The 7,316-nt window shown below is 68.5% G+C and carries 5 protein-coding genes; all 5 read left to right on the top strand.

The window, feature by feature from the left end; genetic code table 11:
• Positions 1-500: S9 family peptidase (locus I55_RS08065; RefSeq protein ID WP_148293628.1), on the top strand; the 500-nt coding region annotated here is incomplete at its 5' end.
• Positions 501-701: 201 nt separating this feature from the next.
• Complete coding sequence (locus tag I55_RS08060; RefSeq protein ID WP_199902509.1) at positions 702-2,849, top strand: amidohydrolase family protein; 2,148 nt, start codon at positions 702-704, stop codon at positions 2,847-2,849.
• Positions 2,850-3,008: 159 nt separating this feature from the next.
• Positions 3,009-4,526: a S10 family peptidase gene (locus tag I55_RS08055; RefSeq protein WP_044560004.1), complete on the top strand. Its 1,518-nt coding sequence runs from the start codon at positions 3,009-3,011 to the stop codon at positions 4,524-4,526.
• A gap of 7 nt (positions 4,527-4,533) precedes the next feature.
• On the top strand, positions 4,534-5,859 hold the full coding sequence (locus tag I55_RS08050) for an APC family permease (RefSeq protein WP_044560001.1): 1,326 nt from the start codon (positions 4,534-4,536) through the stop codon (positions 5,857-5,859).
• Positions 5,860-6,078: 219 nt separating this feature from the next.
• Positions 6,079-7,316, top strand: a 1,238-nt coding sequence (locus I55_RS08045) for an efflux transporter outer membrane subunit (RefSeq protein WP_199902508.1), incomplete at its 3' end; no start/stop codon positions are given.

Genomic DNA, 7,316 nt, shown 5'->3' with positions numbered 1-7,316 from the left:
ACGCGGCGAAAAGTCAGGCACCCATCGATGACGCCCGGCTGATGATCTACGGCCGCAGTTACGGCGGCTTCATGGGCATGTGGGCCATCACCCAGACCCAGCGCTTCAAGGCAGCCGCCATCGGGGCCGGCATATCGGACTGGTATTCCTATTACGGCCAGAACGGCATCGACCGCTGGATGATCCCCTTCTTCGGTAAGTCCGCGTATGAGGATCCGGAGATTTACGACCGGCTGTCGCCCATCCGCCAAATCCGTAACGTGAAGACGCCGACCCTGCTGCACGTCGGGGAGCGCGACATCGAGACGCCGGTGATGCAGACGCGGGAGTTCTGGCACGGCCTGCGCGCCATGGGCGTGGAGACCAGCTTCGTCATCTACGCCGATGAGGGCCACACCCTGCAGAAGGCGGAAAACATTGAGGATTTGAACCGCCGCATCATCGCCTGGTTCGACCGCCACATCAGCGGCGGCCAGACGCCGCGCGGCGCGCAGAACTGATGCGGCACCCTTATGCCGGGATGATGGCCTGGGAGGCATAGTTTATGCGGCGGATAAGGGAATTCCCGCGCATCGGCATAAACTATCCCCCCGGCCCGCGATAGGCTTTCCCCAATACAGGGATGCTGGTCCGGCGGCTTTAGCGGCGCCGGCAAGCAGGGGCCGTCCGCCGGCCCGATGGGAAAAGCAGGAGCACCGGGCATGAAAAAGCGCGTTTCCACCCGCCGTCTGGCGTCCATCACCCCGCTGCTGGCGGGCGCGCTTGTGATGATGGCGGCCGGGGCGCGGGCGGCGGCCGTCACCGAAAAGCTGGTCATCATCCAGAACGGCGAGACCATCGGCAGCGTGACCGGCACCACGGACGGCAAATCAGTGACCGTCGATTATTACGTCGACGACAACGGCCGGGGGCCAAAGCATAAGGAGGCGCTGACCATCGGGGCTGGCGACATCCCGACCAACTGGACGGTGGCCGGCACCTCGCTGATGGGCGGCGGCGTCAATGAAAGCTTCATATGGGAAGGCGGCCAGGCCAGCTGGGCCAGCCAGGCGGACAAGGGTACCGTGCCGGCGCCCAAGGCGCCGCTCTACGTCGTCAACGACGACAGCCCCTGGGCCCTGGGCGTCTATGCTCGAGCCCTGCTGAAAGCGCCGGGCAACAGTCTGCCCCTGCTGCCGGCCGGCTCCATGCGCCTGGTCAAGGTCAAGACCACCACCGTGGGCCAGGGCAAGGACGCCGTGGCCCTGACCCTCTATCGCATCGAGGGGGTGAACCTGGAGCCGGACTATGTGCTGCTGGACAAGGCCGGCCGCTTGTTCGCCACCTTCGGCGGCCATCAGCTGGCCATCCGCCAGGGCTATGAGAAGGAGGCCCATGCCATCCAGTCGCTGGGGGCGGAGGTGGCGCGATCGCTGGCGCGGGACCGGCAGAAGGCCCTGGCCCATCGCTACAACCAGCCGGTTCGCATCCGTAACGTTCACGTGTTCGACCCGCGCACCGGCACCCTGGGGGCAGCCTCCACCGTCGTCGTGCTGCGCGACCGCGTCACCGCCGTGATCCCGTCCGACCAGGACCCGGTTACAGGGAATGGGGCCACGCCGGACGACCAGGTGATCGTGGACGGGCAGGGCGGCACCCTGATGCCGGGCCTGCACGACATGCATTCCCATACCACCCTGGACAGCGGGCTGTTCTACCTGGCCGCCGGCGTCACCGAGACGCGCGACATGGGCAATGACAACGCCTTCCTGCAGGACCTGATGCCCCGCATCGAGGCGGGGGAACTGGCGGGCCCGCGCATCACGCCCAACGGCTTCCTGGAGGGGCGCAGCCCCTATTCCGCCCGCTTCGGCATCATCCCGGCGACGGTGGCGGACGCGGTCAAGGCGGTGGACTGGTACGCCGACCGCGGCTATTTCCAGATCAAGATCTACAACTCCATGACCCCCGACTGGGTGCGGCCCATCGCGGATGAGGCGCACAAGCGCGGACTGACCGTCACCGGCCACGTGCCGGCCTTCGACACGCCCGACCGCGTCATCCGCGACGGCTACAGTGAGATCACGCACATCAACCAACTGATGCTGGGCTGGCTGCTGAAACCGGAGGAGGACACGCGCACGCCCCTGCGCCTCACGGCCATGGCCCGCGCCGCCGATCTGGACCTCAACTCCGCACCTGTGCAGGCCACGGTGAAGCTGATGGTGGACGGGCACATCGCCCATGACCCCACCGCCGTCATCCTGGAACGCCTGATGCTGAGCCGTGCGGGCGTGACTCCGCCGGGTGACGTCGACTATCTGGACAACATGCCCATCGGCTATCAGCGCTACCGCAAGCGCACCTTCGTGCCGCTGAAGTCACCGGCCGACGACCAGGCCTATGTGAAGGCGTTCGCCAAGGTGCTGGAGACGCTGAAGCTGCTGCACGACAAGGGTATCCGCCTGCTGCCGGGCACGGACGACGTCACCGGTTTCACCGTCCATCGCGAGCTCGAGCTGTACACCCTGGCCGGCATCAGCGCCGCCGAGGCCCTGCGCCTGGGCACCCTGTCGCCGGAGGAATACATGGGTCACGGCGACATTGGCACCGTCGAGCGCGGCAAGGTGGCCGACCTGGTGCTGCTCGCCGGCGACCCCACCAAGGACATCCGCGCCATCAAGAAGGCACGCCTGGTGATGAAGGGCGGGGCCATCTACTACCCCAGCGAAATCTACCAGTCGCTGAGCATCAAGCCCTTCGCCGACGCCCCGCCGGTGACCGCACCCAAGGCGGCCGACGGCCCCGGCGACAGCCTGGGCGCCCCTGGCCTGTTCGGCGGCGGCCACGACGATGACATGGGTGACTGAGCCACGCTCCTTATCAGCGGCATGGGCTTGTTCATGCCGCTGTAGGCTGCGACCGCAGCCGCCGCAGATTTCTGGGGAGAGTAGCGGACCGGGAATCGAGGATAAGCCAAGCCTGCGGACGCAGGCGCCCGGCGCTTGAGGGCAAAAAAGGACATGACCATGGGCACTTGGAAGACGGCGTTGATGGCGGGTGTTGTGCTGGCTGGCTTGACCGGCCAGGCCCTGGCGGCGGAGGCGGGCGCGGGGCCCGCTTCCGCCCCGGCGCCGCGCGTGTTCACCACCGAGCACAGCGGCACCTTCAACGGGCAGAAGCTGCGCTATAGGGCGACGGTGGCGGAAAACTTCCTGACCAATGCGGCGGGCAAGCGCACGGCCAGCGTCTTCACCACCAGCTATGTCCGCACCGACGTGCCCAAGGGGGCGGTGCGGCCGGTGGTGTTCGTTTTCAACGGGGGGCCCGGTTCCTCCTCCCTCTGGCTGCACATGGGCTTCGTCGGGCCGCGCCGGGTGGACTTCGCCGACCCGGTTCATCCACCGACCACGCCGCCCTTCCGCACGGTGGACAACCCCGACAGCCCGCTGGATGTGGCCGACATCGTCCTGATCGACCCGCCGGCCACCGGCTACAGCCGCATCCTGCCCGATGGCAAGCCGGAGGAATACTTTGGCACGGCCCAGGACGCGCAGATGACGGTGGACCTGATCGAGCGCTGGCTGCGGGCCAACGGCCGACTGAATTCGCCCCGCTTCCTGATGTCGGAAAGCTACGGCACCATCCGGGCGGCTGTCGTCGCCCGCCTGCTGGCCGGCGGCCCCATGTCCACCGGCACCATGGACGGGATCACGCTGAACGGCGTCATCCTGCTGGGCCAGTCCATGGACATGGCCAACAGCGGCGGGGAGGATGCGCGGTTCCTGACGGCGCTGCCGACGCTGGCCGCCACCGCCTGCTATCACCACAAAGGGCCGGCCGGCTGCACGGCCGCCGGCCAGGTGGCCGCCGCCCAGGCCTTCGCCGCCGACCGCTACGTGAAGGCGCTGTTCACCGGCAGCGCCCTGCCCGAGGCGGAGCGTGAGGCGGTGACGGCGCAGTTGGCCAGCCTGACCGGCCTGTCGCCGGCCGTCATCAAGGCCAACGACCTGCGCATCAGCACCGCCACTTTCGCGCATGAGCTGCTGGCGGGTGAGGGGCGGGAACTGGGCGCCTACGACGGCCGCTACACCCTGCCGCTGGCCGGCAGCGGCAAGGACCCGGTGGCCGACGACCCGGCCATGGGCCAGTACGTGCCAGGCTTCGTCGGCGCCTTCGATGGCTACATCCGCGACGACCTGGGGGTGACGGTGGCGGAGGCTTACGAGCCCATCGCCTTCCGCGCGGCGAACGCGCGCTGGGACTATGGCCAGGGGCCTGGCGCCCAGATCAACGCCAACTTCGCCAAGGACCTGGCCACGGCCATGCGCCGCAACCCCCGCCTGCGGGTCATGGTCGGCGCCGGCTACTATGACCTGGTGACCACCCTGGGTTCCGCCGCCTATACCGTGGCCCATGCCGGCATTCCCCAGGACCGCACCGAAACCCATCTCTATCCCTCCGGCCACATGCCCTACATGGGGGACGAGGCCCGCGCCGCCCTGGCGCGCGACGTGCGCGCTTTTCTGACCGCCGACGTGAAGTGACCTTGGCATGAGCGACAGCAAGGCCGGCCCGCAGACCGGCTTGAAACAGCGTGTCACCCTGATCGATCTGGTGATGCTGGGAGCGGGCACCGCCATTGGGGCCGCCATCTTCTCCGTCCTCGGGCCCGCCGCCCAGGTGGGCGGGGCCGGCATCCTGGTGGCGGCCGGCCTGGCCGCCTTGCCCATGGTGCTGTTCGCGCTGGTCTACGCCTACATGGCGTCCGCCGTGCCGCGCACCGCGGCCTCATATGAGTGGCAGCGGCAGTTCAGCCACCCGGTCATCGCCTTCTCCATCGTCTGGCTGCGGGTGCTGAGCAACGCGGTGGTGATGATCGTCCTGGGCCGGGTGCTGATGAACTACCTGGGCATGGCGCTGCCCCTGCCGGCGGTGCCGGTCATCCTGGGCCTGTTCACCCTGATCTTCGCGCTGAACTATCTCGGCGTGGCGGTGGCGGCGCGGGCGCAGACGGTGCTGATGGTCATGCTGCTGGCCCTGTTCGCCGTGCTGGTGGTCAGCGGCGTCCCGGACATGAAGCCCCACCTGTTCGTGGAGGCGGTGACCGGCGGCTGGACGCCCATCCTGGCGGCCCTGCCGCTGATGATCCAGCTGTTCCTGGGCATTGAGACGGCGACCGAGGTAGGGGAGGAGGTCAGGAACGCCAAGACGGTGGTGCCCTGGGGCATCGCGCTGGGCCTGTTGCTGACCGTGGTGGTCTACGTCTCCGTCTCCTTCACCGCCCTCAGCGTCGTGGGGGCGGAGGAGTTGGGCACGTCCAAGGCGCCGCTGCTGGCCGTGGCGCAGGCCACGCTGGGCCGCTGGGCCACGCCGCTGATCGTCACGGCGGCGGTGGCGGCGCTGATCAAGTCGATGAACGCCATCTTCCTGGTCTATGCCCGCTTCCTCTACGCCATGGGCGCCACCGGCGTGCTGCCCGCACCGCTGGGCCGCATCCATCCCCGCTTCGGCACGCCGCATGTGGCGACCTGCGTCGCCTTCGTCGCGTCCTGCGCCGGCCTGTTCCTGCCGGACAGCCTGCTGTTCCTGCTGCTGTCCATCAATGTGCCGACAATGATGAAGTATTTCGGATCGTGCTTGGCCGCCTACAACGTGGCCGATCGGCATCCGGAGGTGCGGGCCCAAGCCCGGCTGCGTTTCAGCCCCGGCCTGGTGAAGGTGCTGTCGGCCCTGGGCATGGTGGCCGCCATCATCATCGCCGCCCTGGGCTTCGGCACCGATTGGCGGCCCTACGCCCTGCTGGCTGTTTGGCTGGCGCTGGGCTTGGCGTATTATTTCCGCCCTTCGGGCAAGGCCGCCATGTCCCGACATCCATAGCCAGTTCCTTAGCGACAGCCTGGCCCCCTGCATGCCGTGCCAGTCGTTGGCGGATGTCTGGTTTCATCGCGGCGTATCGCTGCAGCGACAAAATCACCACTTGCGGCAACGGAATCGCGTCTGGCGCCCGTGTATATCGGCGGTCTAGTTCACTGTTCCGATGTCCACATGACTTCACGACACTTGCCGCCCGGCCGGGGACGGGCACGCGCGCCCGCCATGCGGCTTTCCCGCGCCACGCCCCGCGCCATGGTCCCTACCGCCATTTTTGCTCTTTTACTGGCGGCGGGCTGTGCCGTCGGTCCGAACTATCAGCCATCGGCGCAAGCCGTGCCAGCCCAATGGGCCAATGGTTCGGCGGCGACCACGGGCGCGCCGGCGCTGTCGCGGTGGTGGCGGCGGCTGGATGACCCGCTGCTGGATGCGCTGGTGGACCAGGCGGTGCAGGGGAACCTGGATGTCGCCTCGGCCAAGGCCAAGATCCGGGAGGCACGCGCCACCTATCGCCAGGCTGGCGGCGCGCTTCTGCCCACGCTCAGCGGCTCCGGCGGCTATACCCGCAGCAAGAGCGCCGGCGCCTCCGGCCTGTCCGACACCGGCGTGGTGACGAACCAGTTCCAGTTGGGATTCGACGCCAGTTGGGAACTGGACCTGTTCGGCGCCAACCGACGGGCCGTGGAGGCGGCGGGCTATGGCGTGGCGGCGGCGGAGGAAGACCTGCGCGACACGCTGTTGACCCTGGTGGGCGATGTCACCGCCTATTATGTCGAGGCCCGGGGCTATCAGGTGCGTCTTGACTTGGCCCGGCGCACCGCCGCCGCGCAACGCCAGACCGCCGATCTGACGCGCGTGAAGTTCGACACCGGCGCGCTGGCCGCCGCCTATGCCGCCAGCGCCGAGGGCCAGGCGGCCAGCACCGAGGCGCAGATTCAGGCGCTGGAAAACTCTTACGCCACCGCGGTGCACCGCCTGGGCATCCTGCTGGGCCGGGAGCCGGCGGCGCTTACCCAGACCTTGGCGGTGGCGGGTCCCATCCCCAAGGCCCCTACCGATTTGCCGGCCGGCATCCCGGCGGACATCCTGTCCGCCCGCCCCGATGTGCGCGCGGCGGAGCGGCGCCTGGCCCAGTACACCGCAAAGATCGGCCAGGCGGAGGCGGCCCGTTACCCCAGTGTCAGCCTGACGGGCAGTGTCACCACAACGGCCGCGCAGGCGGGGGACCTCGCCAAGGGGTCCGCCATCGGCTGGTCCTTCGGTCCCACCCTCAGCGTCCCCCTGTTCCAGGGGGGGCAGTTGGAGGCCGCGGTGGACGTGGCGGTGGCCCAGCGTGACCAGTACGCCATAACCCTGCGTGGCACCGTGCTGACCGCCCTTGAGGATGTCGAGAACGCCTTGGTGGCCTTGGCTAAGGGGCGGGCGCGCAACGAGCGCTTGGCCGCCTCCGCCAACGCCTATCG

This window comes from Azospirillum sp. B4, assembly GCF_000333275.1.
GTDB lineage: Bacteria > Pseudomonadota > Alphaproteobacteria > Azospirillales > Azospirillaceae > Nitrospirillum.
This window is presented reverse-complemented; position numbering and strand designations above follow the sequence as displayed.